Origin of the sequence: Pseudoxanthomonas sacheonensis (genome assembly GCF_031455975.1) — a bacterium.
In the GTDB taxonomy this organism is placed as follows: domain Bacteria; phylum Pseudomonadota; class Gammaproteobacteria; order Xanthomonadales; family Xanthomonadaceae; genus Pseudoxanthomonas_A; species Pseudoxanthomonas_A sacheonensis_A.
The window spans coordinates 1-15,179 of the sequence record NZ_JAVDTT010000001.1 but is presented as its reverse complement, the minus strand read 5'-3'; the positions used below and the strand labels follow the sequence as shown (position 1 = coordinate 15,179).

At 65.0% G+C, this 15,179-nt stretch carries 15 protein-coding genes; 9 read left to right on the top strand and 6 right to left on the bottom strand.

Translation table 11 applies throughout. The features are described 5' to 3' along the window. The first annotated feature begins 17 nt into the window (after window positions 1-17). The 5 genes from J2W94_RS00075 to J2W94_RS00055 all read left to right on the top strand — a co-directional run bounded on the left by J2W94_RS00075 (window position 18) and on the right by J2W94_RS00055 (window position 5,317). Window positions 18-2,447: a DUF1631 domain-containing protein gene (locus tag J2W94_RS00075; protein ID WP_310089562.1), complete on the top strand. Its 2,430-nt coding sequence runs from the start codon at window positions 18-20 to the stop codon at window positions 2,445-2,447. Beyond that, entirely contained in the window at window positions 2,444-2,791 is a 348-nt protein-coding gene (locus J2W94_RS00070) for a PilZ domain-containing protein (protein ID WP_310089560.1), read from the top strand. The genes J2W94_RS00075 and J2W94_RS00070 overlap by 4 nt, the downstream gene beginning before the upstream one ends. 273 nt (window positions 2,792-3,064) lie before the next feature. Next, entirely contained in the window at window positions 3,065-4,408 is a 1,344-nt protein-coding gene (gene pepQ / locus J2W94_RS00065; RefSeq protein ID WP_310089559.1) for a Xaa-Pro dipeptidase, read from the top strand. Between the two features lie 37 nt (window positions 4,409-4,445). Further along, window positions 4,446-4,763: a low molecular weight protein tyrosine phosphatase family protein gene (locus J2W94_RS00060; RefSeq protein ID WP_310091506.1), complete on the top strand. Its 318-nt coding sequence runs from the start codon at window positions 4,446-4,448 to the stop codon at window positions 4,761-4,763. A gap of 98 nt (window positions 4,764-4,861) precedes the next feature. Then, window positions 4,862-5,317, top strand: coding sequence for a nuclear transport factor 2 family protein (locus J2W94_RS00055; protein ID WP_310089558.1), 456 nt, complete (start codon window positions 4,862-4,864; stop codon window positions 5,315-5,317). A 65-nt stretch (window positions 5,318-5,382) separates the two neighbouring features. Here the strand turns inward: J2W94_RS00055 and J2W94_RS00050 are convergent, their stop codons facing one another. From J2W94_RS00050 to J2W94_RS00040, 3 genes are all read right to left on the bottom strand, one after another. Further along, on the bottom strand, window positions 5,383-6,150 hold the full coding sequence (locus J2W94_RS00050) for a TerC family protein (RefSeq protein WP_310089557.1): 768 nt from the start codon (window positions 6,148-6,150) through the stop codon (window positions 5,383-5,385). Between the two features lie 79 nt (window positions 6,151-6,229). Beyond that, window positions 6,230-7,549 (bottom strand): Xaa-Pro aminopeptidase, encoded by a 1,320-nt coding sequence (gene pepP, locus J2W94_RS00045; protein WP_310091504.1) that lies wholly within the window; start codon window positions 7,547-7,549, stop codon window positions 6,230-6,232. 17 nt (window positions 7,550-7,566) lie between these two features. Further along, window positions 7,567-8,109 carry a UPF0149 family protein gene (locus J2W94_RS00040; protein ID WP_310089556.1) on the bottom strand — a complete coding sequence of 181 codons (543 nt, stop codon included), beginning with the start codon at window positions 8,107-8,109 and terminating at the stop codon, window positions 7,567-7,569. Window positions 8,110-8,263: 154 nt separating this feature from the next. Between J2W94_RS00040 and J2W94_RS00035 the strand changes: the two genes are divergently transcribed. From J2W94_RS00035 to J2W94_RS00020, 4 genes are all read left to right on the top strand, one after another. Further along, window positions 8,264-10,525: a putative bifunctional diguanylate cyclase/phosphodiesterase gene (locus J2W94_RS00035; protein ID WP_310089555.1), complete on the top strand. Its 2,262-nt coding sequence runs from the start codon at window positions 8,264-8,266 to the stop codon at window positions 10,523-10,525. Window positions 10,526-10,715: 190 nt separating this feature from the next. Then, window positions 10,716-10,934: a TIGR02449 family protein gene (locus J2W94_RS00030; RefSeq protein WP_310089554.1), complete on the top strand. Its 219-nt coding sequence runs from the start codon at window positions 10,716-10,718 to the stop codon at window positions 10,932-10,934. Continuing rightward, complete coding sequence (locus J2W94_RS00025) at window positions 10,931-11,230, top strand: cell division protein ZapA (protein ID WP_310089553.1); 300 nt, start codon at window positions 10,931-10,933, stop codon at window positions 11,228-11,230. The genes J2W94_RS00030 and J2W94_RS00025 overlap by 4 nt, the downstream gene beginning before the upstream one ends. 141 nt (window positions 11,231-11,371) lie before the next feature. Beyond that, window positions 11,372-11,851 carry a DUF962 domain-containing protein gene (locus J2W94_RS00020; RefSeq protein ID WP_310089551.1) on the top strand — a complete coding sequence of 160 codons (480 nt, stop codon included), beginning with the start codon at window positions 11,372-11,374 and terminating at the stop codon, window positions 11,849-11,851. 50 nt (window positions 11,852-11,901) lie between these two features. Here J2W94_RS00020 and J2W94_RS00015 read toward each other — a convergent pair whose 3' ends face one another. Genes J2W94_RS00015 through J2W94_RS00005 form a run of 3 tightly spaced genes read right to left on the bottom strand, consistent with a single transcriptional unit; the run spans window position 11,902 to window position 14,982 of the window. Then, window positions 11,902-12,759, bottom strand: a complete 858-nt coding sequence (locus J2W94_RS00015; protein WP_310089550.1) for an NAD-dependent epimerase/dehydratase family protein — start codon at window positions 12,757-12,759, stop codon at window positions 11,902-11,904. Then, window positions 12,760-13,992 (bottom strand): Na+/H+ antiporter NhaA, encoded by a 1,233-nt coding sequence (nhaA, locus tag J2W94_RS00010; protein ID WP_310089549.1) that lies wholly within the window; start codon window positions 13,990-13,992, stop codon window positions 12,760-12,762. Window positions 13,993-14,028: 36 nt separating this feature from the next. Further along, window positions 14,029-14,982 carry a calcium/sodium antiporter gene (locus tag J2W94_RS00005; RefSeq protein ID WP_310089548.1) on the bottom strand — a complete coding sequence of 318 codons (954 nt, stop codon included), beginning with the start codon at window positions 14,980-14,982 and terminating at the stop codon, window positions 14,029-14,031. Window positions 14,983-15,179 lie beyond the last annotated feature (197 nt).

Below are 15,179 nucleotides of genomic sequence, written 5' to 3'. Positions count from 1 at the left end.
GGGGAGTTATTGAACCAATGTCCAACCTACCGCCCGCAATGCCTTCGTCCACCCCGGCAACGATCGCGCAAGCCTTGTCGCTGCCGCCGCGCGTGCGCAAGATTCTGGGCGTTTTTTTCGGCCGGGTCTCCATCGACCTGAGCGAACGCATCGGCCAGATGCTGGTGGAATCCGAGCAGCAGCTGTTCAAACTGGCCGAACGCGCGCGCAGCAACGAGAAACAGGCCGAGCAGTTCGCCAATCTGCACGGGTTGCGCAAGAGCCGCGCCGACCTGCTGCCGATGTTCCTGGCGGGATTGGAGGGCGAGTTCGCCGCCGTCCGTCAGCCGCGCGTTCTGCCGTCCAAGGATGCGCACGAGCGCATCGAGTACCGGACCATGACCCTGGTCGAAGACGCGGAGATGGACCAGGACATCGTACTGCGTGAGATCGCGCTGCGTCACGAGGCGCGCGCTCGCACGCCGCTCTATCTGATGGGCCAACGTTTCGGCGTGCTGGCCGGTTCCCCCGCCTTCGACGCCGCGCAATTGCCGGTCGGACCGCAGGCGCTGTGCAAGGTGCTGCGCGCCTCGGTCGCCGCCGCATTCGAGATCGACCTGGATTCGCAACTGCTGCTGTACAAGTCCTTCGATCAGAAGGCCCTGGCCGACTATGTCAGCTGGATCGAGATACTCAACACCCTGCTCGCCCAGCAAGGCGTGCTGCCGGGCCTGGTCTTCGCGCCGCAGCGCGTGCGCAGCGACGGAGGAAGCCGCAGGGCGGGCACGGGCGGCCCTCACGCTGCGGAAGGCGCTTCGCGCCCTATGACCGATTGGTATGGGCACTCCTCGCCTTCGGCCTGGTCGGTATTCGGTCTGGACGCGGGGGCTTCCGCAGGCGGCGCATCGCCGCCGGTTTCGGGCAGCGCCGAAGCGGCACAAGCGGTCGCGGGCATCGGCGACGCTAGTAGTGCGGGCAGCGACGCTTCCTCTTTCGCCACCCTGCAGCAATTGCTGCAGGGGCGCCGCATCGCGACATCTCCGTCCGGTGTTCCGGCAGGGCATGCCCCAGCTGCCCCCATGGGACAGGCTCGCCAGCCTGGCGCTCCGCAAGCAGGTGGCCGGGCCGCCTTCCCGCCGACAGAGACCAGCGGCACGGGCGCACGCCTTTCCACCCACGACGTACTCAGCACGCTGCGCACGCTGCAGACCGCGCCGATAGCGGTCGGGCCCGGCCAAACGCGCCGCACTATGTTTGACCTGCAAGAAGCCATGCTGGAGCAGGTCCGCGAACAGCATGGACCGGATGCGGCGCTGGTGCAGCAGGATGCCGACACCTTCGAACTGCTCGGATTGCTGTACAGCGAAATAGAACGCGAAGTGCAGCGCGATGCGCCCGCGGTGGACCTGCTGACGCGCCTGCAGGTGCCGGTGGCGCGGGCAGCGCTGCACGATCGCGAATTCTTCCTGCGTCCCCAGCATCCGGCGCGCGAATTGCTGAACTCGGTGGCCGAATCCGGGGCCGCCTGGCTGGGCGAGGACGATGTGGATCCGCAGCTGCTGCAGAAGCTGCACCACGCCGTGGACCGGGTGGTCACCGACTACAACGGCGACGACGAGGTGTTCGAGAGCGTCAACAACGACGTGCAGGCGCATTTCCGCGCCATGGCGCGCAAGGCGGAAGTTACCGAGCGCCGGCACGTGGAAGCCGCGCGCGGCAAGGACCGCCTCGAGGTCGCCAAGCACCGGGCCGCCGAAACCATCGACGGCGCTCTGCAGGGCCACGTGCCGCCGAAATTCGTCCAGGCCCTGTTGAACCAGGCCTGGGCCGATGTGCTCACCCTTACCCAGCTGCGCAACGGCCAGGATTCCGAGGAATGGCGCGAGCAGGTCGAAATCACCCAGCGCATCGCCACCGTCACCAGCGCGGACCCCGGCACGGCGGATGCGCCGCTTGCCGACCCCGAACTCACCCCGCGGATCGAGAGCGCCCTGATGCAGGTCGGCTATCACGCCGACGAAGCGGCGGCCATCGCCCGCCGCTTGTCCAGCGCCGAAGACGACGAGACCACGTCGCGAACAGAGCTGACCGCGCGCCTCAAAGCCCGCGCCCGCCTTGGCGAACAGGTCGAGATTCCGAAGAAAACCCACGTCGACCGTTCGCCGAAGGAACAGGAGTGCCACGACTATCTGCGCACGCTGCCGTTCGGCACCTGGTTCGAGTTCGTCAAGAACCAGCAGGGCGACGTCACCCGTCAGCGCCTGTCCTGGTATAGCCCGATCACCGACCATGCGCTATTCGTCAATCAGCGCGGTCAGCGCATCGGCGAACAGTCGATGGACAGCCTGGCGCGACTGATGGCGCGCGACCAGGTTCATGTGGTCACGCAGGACAAGGGCCGCTTGATCGATCGCGCCTGGCGCGCCACGGTCAGCGCGCTGCGCAGTTTCACCGGAGCGAACGTATGAGCAACGACTCGCGCCGCACGCAGCGCCGCAACGTGCATGAACCGGTGATGGTGGTCGACACCATGTCCGAGCAGATCATCGGCCGGCTGGGCAATATCTCCGAATCGGGCATGTTGCTGGTGGCCAACGCGCCCCTGGTCGAGGATGCACTGTATCAGCTGCGGTTCGAGATCGCCGACCCTGCCGGTCGTGCGGTCGCGATCGACGTAGGCGCGCACCTGATCTGGTTGGGAAGCGCCAACACGCCCGGCCAGAGCTGGGCGGGTCTGCGCTTCCTGACCATCGAGGAACGCCAGCTGGCGGTTCTGCGCCAGTGGATCGCGCGTCCCGAGGCGCGCGGCTGAAGAGCCGCAGATCTAAAGATCCCGTTCGTGGTGAGCCTGTCGAACCACGCCGTTCGCGCGGTGCTTCAGTGTTTTCCTCTTCTGGCTTCACGCCAAGAGCGTGGTTCGACAGGCTCACCACAAACGGATTTCGAACAGATTTCCAGAATTCTAGCTCCCACGCACGTCGGCCACCTGGCCCTGACTTCAGTGCGTCGGGGACGTAGCCCAACCTACTTCTGCGCAAAAAATCCAGTTGCGGCAAAATTGCAGAATTCCAGACGAGCAGCCGCAATGAACCAGCCCGACTTCGACGCCCTATACGCCGATCACCTGGCCACGATGAAGCGGCGCGCGGACGAGGCCCTGTCGCGCAGCGGCTTCGACCATCTCGTCGTGCCCAGCGGCACCCAGCACTACCAGGTCTTCGACGATCGCGATTATCCCTATGCGGTCAATCCGCAATTCAAGGCCTGGCTGCCGCTGACGCGCGTGCCTTACAGCTGGCTGGTGTACACCCCTGATACAAGCCGGCCGGGCCAGCGTCCGAAAGTGATCTTCTATCAGCCTTTCGACTACTGGCATGTAGTACCCGACGCGCCCAGCGGCTGGTGGGTGGAACATTTCGACATCCACATCATCCGCAAGCCAGAGGAAGCGCTGGCGCTGCTGCCCAAACCCGCGGCGCGTTGCGCGGTCCTGGGCGAACCGCAAAGCACGCTGGGAGACTACGCTCCCAACAATCCGGCGGCGGCGGTCGATTACCTGGAATACCAGCGCTCGTACAAGACCCCGTACGAAATCGCGCTGATGCGCGAAGCCCAACACCTGGCCGTGCGTGGCCATCGCGCCGCCGAGGCGGCGTTCCGCGAAGGCAAGAGCGAATTCGCCATCCACATGGCGTACTGCGGCGCGGTGGGCCAGGACCTGGGCGAGCTTCCCTACAACAACATCGTGGCCTTGAACGAGCACGGCGCGGTGCTGCACTACACCGAACTGGGTCGCAGCGCGCCCGCACCGGTGCGCAGTTTCCTGATCGACGCCGGCGCCAGCTTCCATGGCTACGCCAGCGACATCACCCGCACCTATGCGACGGACAAGTCAGGCGAATTCCAGGCCATGATCGATGCGGTGGATGCCGCGCAGATCAAGATGGGCGAAGGCGTGCGCGCCGGCGTCGACTACAAGCAATTGCACGTCGATTCGCATCTGACCCTGATGGGCATCCTCAAGGATTTCGGAGTGATCAAGGTTTCTCCCGAAGCCGCCTTGGAGACCGGCGTCAGCGCCGCCTTCTTCCCGCACGGGCTCGGCCATCCGATCGGTCTGCAGGTGCACGACGTGGCCGGCTTCGCCGAAAGCGACCGCGGCGGCAAGATCCCCCGCCCGCCCGGCCACCCCTACCTGCGCATGACCCGCGTGCTGGAGCCGGGCATGGTGGTGACCATCGAACCGGGCCTGTACTTCATCGACATGCTGCTGGACGAAGTGAAGAAGAACGGTCGTGCGGACAGCGTGGACTGGGGCCGCGTGGACGCGTTCCGTCCGTATGGAGGCATCCGCATCGAGGACGAAGTGATGTGCACCGCAGGCGATGCGGTGAACCTGACCCGGCCTGCGTTCGCGGCGGCGGCCTGAGCTGGCAACGATTCGTAGCGTATCGACCAGGAACATCCTGTTCGTGTGCAGCCGCAACCGGCTGCGCAGCCCGACCGCCGAACAGGTGTTCGCCTCGTGGCCGGGCATCGAAACCGCGTCGGCCGGGATCAATCGCGACGCGGACAATCCGGTGACGCCGGAGCTATTGCAGTGGGCCGATTTGATCATGGTGATGGAACGCGCGCATCGCTCGAAACTGTCGGCGAAATTCAGAACGCAGCTGGCGGGCAAGCGCATCGTCTGCCTGGAGATACCGGACGAGTTCGACTACATGGAACCGGCTTTGGTGCAGCTACTGAACGCCCGGGTTCCCAGGCACCTGCCCTCTTCCTGAAGCGGTTCTATCATGGGGTGACCTTGTCCGAAAACGGCGAGCGGCAGGCCTGGACGGGCACTAGTCTGGACGTCTTCTTCTGATCGGAGCGCGTCATGATGCGTCGGCTGTCAAAACCCATCGCCCTTTTCTTTCTCGCTGCGGCGACCTTCGCGGCGCAGGCTTCCGAAAGCGACGATATCGCCACCGTCTCCGCGCTGGATACGCAGTACCAGGCCGCGGTGAAAGCCAACGACGCCGCAGCCATGGCGAAAATACTGGCGGACGATTTCATCCTGGTCATCGGCAATGGCGCAGTCAGCACCAAGGCCGATCTGTTGAAGGAGGCCGAGGATCGCATCCGCAGCTACACGCATCAGGAAGACAGCGAACAGACGGTGCGTGTCTGGGGCGATACCGCGGTCGTCACCGCCAAGCTGTGGATGCAGGGCACGCGCAAGGACGGTACGCCGTTCGATTACCAACTCTGGTTCAGCGATACCTACGTGCGCACGAAGGACGGTTGGCGCTACGTGTTCGGACAGGCTTCAATGCCGTTGCCGACGGCGCACTAGCTGCGTCGTCTTGAAGCGATCGACGCATGCACAGCGAGGAGGTCGTGCATGCGTCCCGGCAGGGATCAAGTAGCGCCGCCTTCGTCCGATTCGTATTTCTCGTGTAGCTTCACCGGCATGGGCTTGACCGCGCTGCGCTTGCGGATCCACAGGTTGATCAGTTCCACGAACACCGAGAACGCCATCGCCGCGTAGATATAGCCCTTGGGTATGTGCTGGCCGAAGCCGTCGGCGATCAGCACCAAGCCGATCATGATAAGGAAGGCCAGGGCCAGCACCTTGACCGTGGGGTGGCGCTCGACGAAATCCCCGATGGGCTTAGCGAAGCCGATCATGAAGGCGATGGAGATCAGGATCGCGGTGACCATGACCCAGCGTTCGTCGACCATGCCGACCGCGGTGATGATGGAATCCAGCGAGAACACCACGTCCAGCAGCATGATCTGCACGATCACGCCCATGAAAGTAGCTGTGGCGCCCGGCGAAGCTTCCTGCGAGACGCCTTCGAGTTTCTGGTGGATTTCGTGGGTGGCCTTGCCGATCAGGAACAGGCCGCCACCGATCAGAATCAGGTCGCGCCAGGAGAACTCGTTGCCGAACACGGAAAACAGCGGCGCAGTCAGGCCGATGATCCAGGTGATAGCGAACAGCAGCGCCAGGCGCGTGATCGCCGCCAGGGCGATGCCGACCTTGCGCGCACGGTCGCGCTGGTGTTCGGGCAGCTTGCCGGCCAGGATCGAGATGAAAATGATGTTGTCGATGCCCAGCACCAGTTCCAGCGCCGTCAAGGTGGCCAGTGCGATCCAGATTTCCGGATTTGCCAGCGATTCCATGTGTACTCTCACGTTCGGATCGAAAGGTTGCGGCCAGCGCCGCGCACGGCATTAGATCAGGGCCACGCATAACGCGCTTTCACGCCGTCATCAGCGCTTCTATCTCATCGGCGCTCCGCGCCAGCTTGTCGGTCAACACCCGATTGCCGTCCGCGGTGATCAGCACATCGTCCTCAGTGCGGATGCCGATGCCGCGCCACTTCGCGTCGACCGTGTGGTCGTCGGAGGACACGTACAGACCCGGCTCGAGGGTGAACACCATACCCGGCTCCAACATCCGCGATTCGCCGGCCAGGCGGTACTCGCCCACGTCGTGCACGTCCAGGCCCAGCCAGTGGCCGGTCTTGTGCCGGTAGAAACGGCGGTACTGGCCGCTAGCGATGTTCTTTTCCAGTTTGCCTTTCAACAGGCCGAGTTTCAGCAGGCCTTCGGTCAACGTTGCCACCGCCGCATTGTGGCCGGCCTCGTAAGGCAGGCCCGGCTTGGCCTGCGCCAAAGCGGCCGCTTGCGCGGCGCCGACCAGATCGTGCAACGCTCGTTGCTCTTTGCTGAAGCGGCCGTTGACCGGGAACGTGCGGGTGATATCCGACGCATACCCGCGGAACTCGGCGCCCGCGTCGATCAACACCAGATCTCCATCGGCGGCGCGCGCGTTGTTGGCGCGATAGTGCAGCACGCAGGCATTGGCGCCGGCGCCGACGATGCTGCCGTAAGCAGGCCAGGCATCGTTGGCGCGGAATACGCGCTCGATGTCCGCCTGCAGTTCGTATTCGTGGATGCCGGGACGGGATGCGCGCATCGCCACTCGATGCGCTTCCACGCTGATGTCGGCGGCGCGCTGCATCAGCTTCAGTTCGTCCTTCGACTTGAACAGACGCAGCTCGTGCAGCAGGTGGCCGAGTTCGAGGAATTCGTGCGGCGGCTGGGCGCCGTGCCGGACCTGCTCGCGCACCCGGTTGACCCAGCCGATCAGCTTGAGATCGAACTCGGCATCGCGGCCGAAGTGGTAATAGACGCGCGACCGGCCTTCCAGCAGACCGGGCAAGATTTCATCCAGGTCCTCGATGGGATAGGCGTCGTCCATGCCGAACTGTTCGACCGCGCCTTCCTGCCCCGCGCGCGGACCGTCCCAGCCCTCGCGCTCAGGATCGCGTTCCCGACAGAACAGCAACGCCTCGCCATGCTTGCGGCCGGGCACCAGCACCAGCACCGCTTCCGGCTCGTTGAATCCGCTGAGGTACCAGAAGTCGGAATCCTGGCGATAGGGGTAATGCGTGTCGTGGCTGCGCACGCGTTCCGGCGCGGCGGCCAAAATCAGGATCGCATCGTCGGTGGACATCCGCATCAGCTGTTTGCGGCGCCGCGCGAACTCGGCAGCGGAAATACCCGTCGATGCCATGCCGGTCGACGCCTTCATCAATTCAGGCTCTGGCGATGACGCGGCGCGAGCACGCAGTCCCCATGCAATAACAGGACCGCGACGCGGACGAATTCCTCGATCTCGGCCAGCGCGTGCTCGTCCTCGTCGTCGTCGCTGCTCTCCGGCGCCGCCTGGGCCAGCCGCGCCAGGTCGTGCAGCGCTTCCTCCGCCTCCTCGGACAACGGCGGATTGGCGCCGGCGGCCAGGCCGAAACCGCCAAGGAACCCGCGGCACCAGTCGAACAGGGCATCGGCCCGCGCGTTGAGCGAATCGTCTATTTCCGGGAGCAGCAACTCGAACCCGAAACCGCGATCGTCCAACTGGGCGACGCTGGCCTTGCGCAATTCGTCCAGCGCGCTATCCGGCTCGGGCGCGGGCAGGCTATCGTCGGCGAGCACACGCGCCGGCCAGTTCGCCGCATTCTCGCCGCCGCCGGACAACCAGCCGCACAGCGCGCCGTGCAGTTCGGAGGGGTCCGCGGCCAGCCCGGAACGCCGGGAAGCCTGGGCTACTTCATCGATGAGGGGGAGTTCGGCCATTCAACGTATTCCGTAAACCAATTCGGACAGACGGCCCGGGTGGAAAGTGTAGCAACGAAAACACGGGCGAACGGCTTGTTGTCCGGTCCTCGGCGTGCCTACACTCGACAATCCGCCAGCCGTATTCCGCGCAGCGAGGACCGCAGACCGAGTCATGTTATTCGCATCCGCCGCCGTTATCGTCGCAACCGCCATGCCGACGGCCTTTCCGGGCTCGCGGGTGATCGCGATGATGGTGGCGTTGCTGGTGCTTGCGGTGGTGCTGGCGATCGCGGCGCAGCGTTACTGGCAGTCCAGGCAGCGCGAGTCGTTGGAACCGCCCAGAACCGAATCGCAACGCGAGCGCGACGAGCACCTGAAACTGGCGCTGTGGGCCTCCGGCGAACATTTCTGGGACTACGACCTGATCGGACGCCGCATGCACCATATGCGCGCCGACGAGAGCATCGCGCATTCGGCGGAAATCACCGTACTGACCCGACAGGGCGACGTCCCGCCGATCCATGAACTGGATTTGCCGCTGGTGATGGAACGCTTGCGCAGCCATCTGCAGGGCGAAACCCCATTGTTCATGTCCGAGCACCGCATGGACTTGAGCGGCAACGGCACCTGGGCCTGGGTGCGCGCGCGCGGCCGCGTGGTCGAACGCGACCTGCAAGGACGGCCGCTGCGCATCGCCGGCACCGCGCGCGACATCACCGCCAGCCGCAACGCCGAATACGAGCACCGGATCGCCAGCGAGGTGATGCGCAGCATGAGCGAAGCGGTGGCGGTGCTGGACTGGGATTACAACTTCATCGCCGTCAACCAGGCCTTCACCCGCATCACCGGTTACGCCGATACCGAAGTCATCGGCAAGCCCATGGAGATGCTGGACAGCGGCCAGCAGGACGCCGCATCGCACGAGCGCATGCGCGAGGACATCGGCCGCGACGGCCGCTGGTCCGGCGAAATGTGGAAGCTGCGCAAGGATGGCGAGGAAATCCTGTGCAAGATCGAGACCAACGTGGTGCCCGATGCCAGCGGCCAGCGCAACTTGTACGTGCAGGTGCTCAACGACATCACCGAACAGAAGCGCGCCGAGCAGGAGCTGCGCTATCTGGCCAACTACGACACCCTCACCAGCCTTCCCAATCGTTCGCTGCTGTCCGAGCGTCTGTCGCGCGCCATCGTGCGGGCGCGCCGCGAGAGCGGCAAAGTCGCGGTGCTGTTCATCGACCTGGACCGCTTCAAGGACATCAACGATTCCCTGGGACACGCCACCGGCGACCGCATCCTGCGCGCGGCCGCCGCGCGCGTGCAGCAGACCGTCGGCGCGCAGCACACCGTCGCGCGGCTGAGCGGCGACGAATTCACCGTGGTGCTGGAAGACATCGGCTCGATGGAGGACGCGGAAGTCATCGCCCAGCAGATCATCGATGCGTTCATGCTGCCGCTCAGCTTCGGCGAGCGGCTGGAACTCTCGGTATCGCCCTCCATCGGCATCAGCCTGTATCCGGACCACGCCCAAGTCCCCACCGACCTGTTGAAGCATGCCGATACCGCCATGTACCAGGCCAAGGCCGCCGGACGCCACACCTACCAGGTGTATTCGGAGACGATGGACGAGAAAACCCGCCATCGTGCGATTCTGGCCAGCGCCTTGCGAAGGGCGCTGGAACGCGACGAGCTCGCTTTGGTGTTCCAGCCGCGCCTTTCCCTCACCGAGCACCGCATCACCGGGGTCGAAGCGCTGCTGCGCTGGGAAAGCAAGGATTTCGGCGAGGTTTCGCCCGGCCAGTTCATCCCGCTGGCCGAGGAGTCGGGTCTGATCCTGGAAATCGGCGCCTGGGCGCTGCGGCAGGCGCTGATGACGCTGCATAGCTGGCACCAGCAAGGCCTGCCCGGCTTGACCGTGGCGGTCAACGTGTCGGCGCTGCAGCTCCAGCGCGGCGACCTGTCCGACGTGGTGGCGCAGATCCTGGAGGAAACCGGAGTGTCCGCCCGCTGCCTGGAACTGGAATTGACCGAAAGCGTGATCATGGCCAACCCGGAGAAGAACGCCGACACCCTGCGCGCCTGCCGGCGGTTGGGCGTGTCGCTCGCCATCGACGACTTCGGCACGGGCTACTCTTCGCTGGCCTACCTCAAGCGCCTGCCGCTGACCACGCTGAAGATCGATCAGGAATTCGTCGGCGACCTGACCCACGATACCGACGACGAAGCCATCACCAGCACCATCATCAACATGGGCCATTCGCTATCGCTCAATGTGATCGCCGAAGGCGTGGAAACCGCCGCCCAGCTGCAATTCTTGCGCGACCACGGCTGCGACGAGATCCAGGGCCACTGGATTTCCCATGCCCTGGCTCCGGACGCCTGCCTGCGCTTCATCCGCGAATACGGCATGGGCCACGAGATCGCGGCCGCTTCCTGAGCGCGAGCGTTGCGCAGGACCCGTGGGAGCGGCGTCCCGCCGCGAGCTCTTGCGTCGTATATCTGAAATATGGGGAACCGCAGCCAGAGCTCGCGGCGGGACGCCGCTCCCACCCGTCCCACCCGCTCCTATGCCAACTCCTACAGGCGCAGCTTGACCGCCTGCCCGGCGCACCCCTATCGTGACCGCCATGGACAACGACGCCCTCGAACAGCTCCGCTCCCTGGCCGCGCGCGTGCAGGCGCTGGTCGAACGCTGCCAACGCCTTGCGGACGAGAACCGCAGCCTGCGTACCCAGCAGGAGCAATTAGTCGGGGAACGTTCGCAACTGCTGGCCAAGAACGAGCAGGCGCGTTCGCGCGTGGAAGCCATGATCACCCGCCTCAAATCGTTGGAGCAACACACGTGAGCGGCAACGAACCGGTCAGCGTCCACATCCTGGACCGCGAATACACCGTGGGCGTGGAAGCGGGCGAGCGCAGCAGCCTGATGGCGGCGGCCAAACTGCTGGACAGCAAAATGCGCGAAGTGCGCGGAGGCAACAAGATGGCGGCGGTGGATCGCGTGGCGGTGCTCGCCGCGCTCAACCTGGCGCACGAATTGCAGCAGTTGCGCGACGAACGCAGCGCGCGCGACCGCGAACTGTCGCACACGCTGGACGACTTGCATCGCAAGCTGGATGGCGTATTGGAGTCGCCGCGCTGAATTACGGATCTTCCGGCGGTTCGTCCCTCGCCGGAGCCAGAAGAGCTAGGTCGACGACCCATTAACGGCCGGCGTAGCGGAAACGCCCGCCTTGATCGGCTATGCTCCATACCCTCGCGCACTGATCCTCGGGAGGGATGTATGAATGCGACGGTAGAACGCCCCATCGACCGCTGGTTCGAAAGTTATTCCGGCGACCATCGCAACGACACCAACCAACTGATCCACGTGTTCGCGGTGCCCGCCATCTTGTGGTCGGTCGTGGCCTTGCTGTGGTGCATCCCGATGTTCGGCACGCTGTTCAGGAACGGCATCTGGGCCGGGCTGGCCATGTTCGCCGCCTGGGTGTTCTACAACCGCCTGTCCCGTCCCATCGGCTACGGCATGCTCGCCGTGTTCTTCATCCTGGGCTGCCTCTGCCGTCTGATCGAACAACGCTACGGGCTGCAGACGCTGCTGTATTCGGCCATCGCAGTGTTCGTGGTGGCGTGGATCGCGCAGTTCATAGGCCACAAGATCGAAGGCAAGAAGCCGAGCTTCCTTACCGACCTGGTCTACCTGATGATCGGTCCGATCTGGGTGCTGTCCAAGTTCTATCGCAAGATGGGTTGGAAGTACTGACTCTCCTTCCCCTTCAAGGGGAGGGCTTAAGCAGCCGAGCAAGCTTGACTCTACGAGGAAAACATTCCGTCCGTGGGTTGGAATCCTCGCGGCGAATAGCCGAAATCGCGCCGCGCGGGTTCCACATCGAACACCAGGTCTTCGCGCATCCGCGCTACCGCTGCGCCGCCCAGGCTCTGCATTTTCCCGAACGCGTGCGCGCCCGCCAACGCGGCTTTGAACAACGGTGTCGGCACCCGGATCAACCTTGCCGGTGGCTGTAGCGACGCCAGCGTACGCTTCACCATCTCCGCATAAGCCAGCGTTTCTCCGCCCGGCAACGCGTAACTGCGGCCGCGGGCGTTCCCGGCATCGACCGTCGCCAACGCGGCGTCGGCCAGATCCTGCACATGCACCGGTTGCCGCAACCCGTCGGCGCTGTATGGCAACACGAAGAAACCGGTGCGACGCGCCAGCGATGCGATCCGGGTCAGGGTCTTGTCCCGGCCCGCGCCATACACCAGCGTCGGACGCAGGACCGTCGCCCCTGCCTGGCGTTGCCGGGCGGCCTCGAAGATGCGCGCTTCCGCGTCGCGCAGCCGAGCGGCGACATCACGCTCGGGCTGGTCTTCCGATTCCTGCTTGGTCTCCAGGCTGGTCGAACCGAAGCCGATCACGCGCGGCGCGATCAGCGACGTGTTCGCATACCAGTACGAGAAATGATCCAGTGGTCCCAGGCTGAAGACCGCATCGACCCGCTCCGGCAATTCCGGTACGCGCTGCAGATCGCCACGCAACCACCTCAGCTCTCCGCGATCGCCCTGCGAAGCGCGCGAGACGGCGGTGACGCGCCAATCGTTCGCCAGCAGCCTCTCGATCACCGCCAGGCCGATCTGTCCGCTGCCGCCGAAAACCAGCGCGCTGCGCATTCAGTGGTTGCCGGGTTTCAGCGTGAAACGCAGCCAGACCCAACCGACCAACGCCGAGATCACCGAAGCGCACAGCACGCCCAGCACCGAAGCTTCCCCGAACTCGCCGCCGATGCTGGCGAAGGCCAGGTTTGAAATGAACAGGCTCATGGTGAAACCCACGCCGCAGAGCATGCCCAGGCCCAGCATCGCCTTGACATCCATGCCCTCGGGAAAACGCGCGATGCCGGCCGCGCGCGCGATCAACGCGACGGCCACGATCCCGACCGGCTTGCCCAACACCAGACCCAGCACGATGCCCAGCGGCACCGGCGCCAGGACGTCGCTCATTTGCAAATCGCCCAGCGCCAGGCCCGCGTTGGCGAAAGCGAACAGCGGCAGCACCAGGTAGGCCACCCAGGGATGCAGCGTGTGTTCCAACTGCTCTAGGGGAGAATGTTCCAGCGGCGAAGGCGCATCGACCTGCGTGGAATCGATATTGTCACCACGCAGGGGAATCAGCAGACCGGTGACCACGCCGGCCAGGGTAGCGTGCACGCCCGACTTCAGCACGAAATACCAGACCAGCGCACCGAGAAAGAGATAGGGCCAGAGCCGCTTCACGCCACGCCAGTTGAGCAGCAGCATCAGGCCGATGCCCGCGCCGGCCCATGCCAGCTGGTGCGCAGCCAGATCGTGGGTATAGAAAATGGCGATGATCAGGATGGCGACCAGATCGTCGACCACCGCGATCGTCGACAGCAGCAATTTCATTCCCAACGGCACACGCGAGCCCAGCAGCGCCAGGATGCCCAGCGCGAAAGCGATATCGGTGGCGGTGGGAACGGCCCAACCGCGCAGCGCGATGGTATCGCCCTGATTCACGGCCCAGTACAGGATCGCCGGCACCGCCACGCCGCCGATCGCGCACAGCACCGGCAACAGCATCTGTTCGCGGCTGGACAGCTGGCCGGATAGGGTTTCGCGCTTGATTTCCAACGCCACCAGCAGGAAGAACACCGCCATCAACCCATCGTTGATCCAGTGTTCGGCGCCTTTCACCAGCGCGAAATCGCCGACGCTGATGCCGATCGGCAGGTGCCGAAACGCCTCATACGCGCCCTGCCATGGCGAGTTGGCCACGATCATCGCCAGTGCGGCGGCGGCCATCAGCACGATGCCGGCGGCCGCTTGCAGGCGGAAGAAATCGCGCAGCAGTTCGATGCCGCGCGCGACGGGATTGATTCGACTCATGCGTCGAGTATATCGGTCTGCCCGCGCACTGCTGCCTTAGTTCAAGATCAGAACCAGCTCCAACGCGATCCAGCCCAGGAAAGCGACAAACAGTATCGCGCCCTCGGTTTTGCTGATCCGCAAATCGCCGCGCAGCATGGGATACAGCACCAACACGAAAGCGATGGCCGCGGGCAGTTCCAGTTTCACGAACGACTCGGGCAGCGGCAGCGGACGCAGCGCCGCCATGCCGCCCACCACCACCAGCAGGTTGAACAGGCTGGAGCCGATCACGTGGCCCACCACCATGTCGCCCTGCCCACGCCGCGCCGCGGCGATGGCGGCAGCGACTTCCGGTAGCGCGGTACCGATGGCCACCGGCAACAAGCCGACCAGCAGCGGCGACCAGCCCCAGGCCGCGCCGATCATCGGTGCGCTCTGCACCACGAATTTAGCGCCGAAGTACAGCAACGCCGACGCCACGAGGAAGCGCAACACGTTCATCCACAACACGTTCCTGGTGGCGGAGAATGCGGCGATGCCGGCCTGCACTTCCGCGTTCTCGTGGCGCGCACGCACCAGCAGGAAAGCGAGCACGGCGACGAACGCCGCGAGCAGCACTCCTCCTTCCACACGGCTGATCACGCCGTCCAGTCCGAACACGATCAAGAGCAGCGTCGAGACCGTCAGCATGACCAGCAGATGCGACAACAGACGCGTGCGCACGAGCAGCGGCGCGGCGATCGCCGCCAGGCCCAGAGTCAGACCGACGTTGACGATATTGCTGCCTACCGCATTGCCCAGCGCCAGATCCTGCGCGCCGACCACGTAGGCGCGCGCATTGACGAACAATTCGGGCAGCGAGGTGCCGAAGGCCACCAGCAGCAGGCCGGCGACGAAGGGCGAAGCGCCGAATTTCTGCGCCAGACCGGAAGCGCCCTTGACGATGGAATCACCGCCCAGCGCCAGCAGCACCAGGCCCAATGCGAAAAAACCCCAGGCTTCAGCCATCGTCCCTCTCCCCTATCGTTGCCGTGATTCTAGAGCCAAGTCTATGCGCAAGCGCACCCTGCAAGCCGCGTTGCCGTGGGGGCGGGGGGGCCCCCCCCGCGGTGGTAAGGGGCAGAGGGCGGGGGGGGGCCGGCGCCCCCCCCCCAAAAAACCCCCCCCCCGGTGAGGGCGAGCCCGACCACGGGTGGGCCCACCGC

Excerpts from the sequence above, each read along its gene's own strand:
- J2W94_RS00075 (WP_310089562.1), top strand. The coding sequence starts at position 18 with ATGTCCAACCTACCGCCCGCAATGCCTTCGTCCACCCCGGCAACGATC.
- J2W94_RS00070 (WP_310089560.1), top strand. The coding sequence starts at position 2,444 with ATGAGCAACGACTCGCGCCGCACGCAGCGCCGCAACGTGCATGAACCG.
- pepQ (WP_310089559.1), top strand. The coding sequence starts at position 3,065 with ATGAACCAGCCCGACTTCGACGCCCTATACGCCGATCACCTGGCCACG.
- J2W94_RS00055 (WP_310089558.1), top strand. The coding sequence starts at position 4,862 with ATGCGTCGGCTGTCAAAACCCATCGCCCTTTTCTTTCTCGCTGCGGCG.
- J2W94_RS00050 (WP_310089557.1), bottom strand. The coding sequence starts at position 6,150 with ATGGAATCGCTGGCAAATCCGGAAATCTGGATCGCACTGGCCACCTTG.
- pepP (WP_310091504.1), bottom strand. The coding sequence starts at position 7,549 with ATGGCATCGACGGGTATTTCCGCTGCCGAGTTCGCGCGGCGCCGCAAA.
- J2W94_RS00040 (WP_310089556.1), bottom strand. The coding sequence starts at position 8,109 with ATGGCCGAACTCCCCCTCATCGATGAAGTAGCCCAGGCTTCCCGGCGT.
- J2W94_RS00035 (WP_310089555.1), top strand. The coding sequence starts at position 8,264 with ATGTTATTCGCATCCGCCGCCGTTATCGTCGCAACCGCCATGCCGACG.
- J2W94_RS00030 (WP_310089554.1), top strand. The coding sequence starts at position 10,716 with ATGGACAACGACGCCCTCGAACAGCTCCGCTCCCTGGCCGCGCGCGTG.
- J2W94_RS00020 (WP_310089551.1), top strand. The coding sequence starts at position 11,372 with ATGAATGCGACGGTAGAACGCCCCATCGACCGCTGGTTCGAAAGTTAT.
- J2W94_RS00015 (WP_310089550.1), bottom strand. The coding sequence starts at position 12,759 with ATGCGCAGCGCGCTGGTTTTCGGCGGCAGCGGACAGATCGGCCTGGCG.
- nhaA (WP_310089549.1), bottom strand. The coding sequence starts at position 13,992 with ATGAGTCGAATCAATCCCGTCGCGCGCGGCATCGAACTGCTGCGCGAT.
- J2W94_RS00005 (WP_310089548.1), bottom strand. The coding sequence starts at position 14,982 with ATGGCTGAAGCCTGGGGTTTTTTCGCATTGGGCCTGGTGCTGCTGGCG.